Raw genomic sequence first — 3,254 nt, 5'->3', positions numbered from 1 at the left:
TATGTGATCGCCTCGAAGCCGAGCGCGGCCACGGCCACGATCTCGCAGGCGCAGATTACGGTCTCGGGCGTGACGGTGGCTAATAAGACGTACGACGCGACCACGGCCGCCACCGTTTCGGGGACAGCCACCTTAGGTAATGCGATCGCCTCCGATCAAGTGAGCCTCTCGGGCGCGGCGCTGAGCGCGGCATTCGGCTCGAAGAACGCGGGTGTGGAGACGGCCGCGATTGTGGGCTACACGCTGGCAGGTGCCGATGGCGGCAACTACTCGGTGGTGCTTGCCCCGTCGATGGCGACGGCCACGATCTCGCAGGCGCAGATTACGGTCTCGGGTGTGACGGTCGCCAATAAGACGTACGATGCGACGACTTCAGCAACCGTGGCGTCCACCGGTTCGTTCATCGGTCAGACGGGTGCGATGACGAGCGATGTGCTGAGCCTCTCGAGTGCGGCGCTTACCGCCACATTTGGTTCGAAGAACGTAGGGGTGGAGACCGCCACGCTCTCGGGCTTTACGCTCGCGGGGGCTGATGCGGGCAACTACGTGATTGTGTCCAAGCCGAGTGCGGCCACGGCGACGATCTCGCAGGCGCAGATTACGGTCTCGGGCGTGACGGTCGCCAACAAGACGTACGACGCGACGACTTCGGCTACGGTCTCGGGAGCAGCCACTTTGGGTGGTGCGATTGGCTCTGACCAGGTCAGTTTGTCAAGCGCGGCACTCACGGCGACATTCGGCTCGAAGAACGCGGGCGTGGAGACGGCCGCGATTGTGGGTTATACGCTGGCAGGTGCCGATGGCGGCAACTACTCGGTGGTGCTTGCCCCGTCAATGGCGAGCGCCTCGATCTCGCAGGCGCAGATTACGGTCTCGGGCGTGTCGGTGGCTAATAAGACGTACGACGCGACCACGGCCGCCGCCGTTTCGGGGACGGCCACCTTAGGTAATGCGATTGGCTCGGACCAGGTCAGTCTGTCAAGCGCGGCGCTGAGCGCGGCATTCGGCTCGAAGAACGCGGGTGTGGAGACGGCCGCGATTGTGGGCTACACGCTGGCAGGTGCCGATGGCGGCAACTACTCGGTGGTGCTTGCGACATCGATGGCGAGCGCCTCGATCTCGCAAGCGCAGATTACGGTCTCGGGTGTGACGGTCGCCAACAAGACGTATGACGCGACGACTTCAGCGACCGTGGCGTCCGCCGGTTCCATCACGGGCCAGACGGGGGCGATGACGGGTGATGCGGTGAGTCTCTCGGGTGCGGCGCTCACCGCTGCATTCGGCTCGAAGAACGCCGGAGTGGAGACCGCGACGCTCTCGGGCTTTACGCTCACGGGGGCTGATGCGGGCAACTATGTGATCGCCTCGAAGCCGAGCGCGGCCACGGCCACGATCTCGCAGGCGCAGATTACGGTCTCGGGCGTGACGGTGGCTAATAAGACGTATGACGCGACGACTTCAGCAACCGTGGCGTCCACCGGTTCCATCACGGGCCAGACGGGGGCGATGACGAGCGATGCGGTGAGTCTCTCGGGCGCGGCGCTCACGGCTGCATTCGGCTCGAAGAACGCTGGAGTAGAGACCGCGACGCTCTCGGGCTTTACGCTCACGGGGGCCGATGCGGGCAACTATGTGATCGCCTCGAAGCCGAGCGCGGCCACGGCCTCGATCTCGCAAGCGCAGATTACGGTCTCGGGCGTGACGGTGGCTAATAAGACGTACGATGCGACGACTTCAGCAACCGTGGCGTCCGCAGGTTCGATCACGGGCCAGACGGGGGCGATGACGGGTGATGCGGTGAGTCTCTCGGGTGCGGCGCTCACGGCTGCGTTTGGCTCGAAGAACGCTGGGGTGGAGACCGCGACGCTCTCGGGCTTTACGCTCACGGGGGCTGATGCGGGTAACTATGTGATCGCCTCGAAGCCGAGCGCGGCCACGGCCACGATCTCGCAGGCGCAGATTACGGTCTCGGGCGTGACGGTGGCTAATAAGACGTACGACGCGACGACTTCAGCTACGGTCTCGGGGACAGCCACTTTGGGTGGTGCGATTGGCTCGGACCAGGTGAGTCTGTCAAGCGCGGCGCTCACGGCTGCATTCGGCTCGAAGAACGCGGGTGTGGAGACGGCCGCGATTGTGGGCTACACGCTGGCAGGTGCCGATAGCGGCAACTATTCGGTGGTGCTGGCGCCGTCGATGGCGAGCGCTACGATCTCGCAAGCGCAGATTACGGTCTCGGGCGTGACGGTCGCCAACAAGACGTACGATGCGACGACTTCAGCAACCGTGGCGTCCGCAGGTTCCATCACGGGCCAGACGGGGGCGATGACGAGTGATGCGGTGAGTCTCTCGGGTGCGGCGCTCACGGCTGCGTTTGGCTCGAAGAACGCTGGGGTGGAGACCGCCACGCTCTCGGGCTTTACGCTCACGGGGGCTGATGCGGGCAACTATGTGATCGCCTCGAAGCCGAGCGCGGCCACGGCCACGATCTCGCAGGCGCAGATTACGGTCTCGGGCGTGACGGTGGCTAATAAGACGTATGACGCGACCACGGCCGCCACCGTTTCGGGGACGGCCACCTTAGGTAATGCGATTGGCTCGGACCAGGTCAGTCTGTCAAGCGCGGCACTCACGGCTGCATTCGGCTCGAAGAACGCGGGTGTGGAGACGGCCGCGATTGTGGGCTACACGCTGGCAGGTGCCGATAGCGGCAACTATTCGGTGGTGCTGGCGCCATCGATGGCGAGCGCCTCGATCTCGCAGGCGCAGATTACGGTCTCGGGTGTGACGGTCGCCAACAAGACGTACGATGCGACGACTTCAGCAACCGTGGCGTCCGCAGGTTCCATCACGGGCCAGACGGGGGCGATGACGAGTGATGCGGTGAGTCTCTCGGGTGCGGCGCTCACCGCTGCATTCGGCTCGAAGAACGCTGGAGTGGAGACCGCCACGCTCTCGGGCTTTACGCTCACGGGGGCCGATGCGGGCAACTATGTGATCGCCTCGAAGCCGAGTGCGGCCACGGCCACGATCTCGCAGGCGCAGATTACGGTCTCGGGCGTGTCGGTGGCGAATAAGACGTATGACGCGACCACGGCCGCCACCGTTTCGGGGACGGCCACCTTAGGTAATGCGATTGGCTCGGACCAGGTGAGTCTGTCAAGCGCGGCACTCACCGCTGCATTCGGCTCGAAGAACGCGGGTGTGGAGACGGCCGCGATTGTGGGCTACACGCTGGCAGGTGCCGATAGCGG

The 3,254-nt window shown here is 64.7% G+C and carries 1 protein-coding gene; it reads left to right on the top strand.

The window, feature by feature from the left end; all coding sequences use genetic code 11:
* A partial coding sequence (locus AWB78_RS41935) for a beta strand repeat-containing protein (RefSeq protein WP_232478124.1) occupies positions 1–3,254 on the top strand: 3,254 nt, incomplete at both ends.

Source organism: Caballeronia calidae (assembly GCF_900044055.2).
Lineage (GTDB): Bacteria > Pseudomonadota > Gammaproteobacteria > Burkholderiales > Burkholderiaceae > Caballeronia > Caballeronia calidae.
This window is presented reverse-complemented; position numbering and strand designations above follow the sequence as displayed.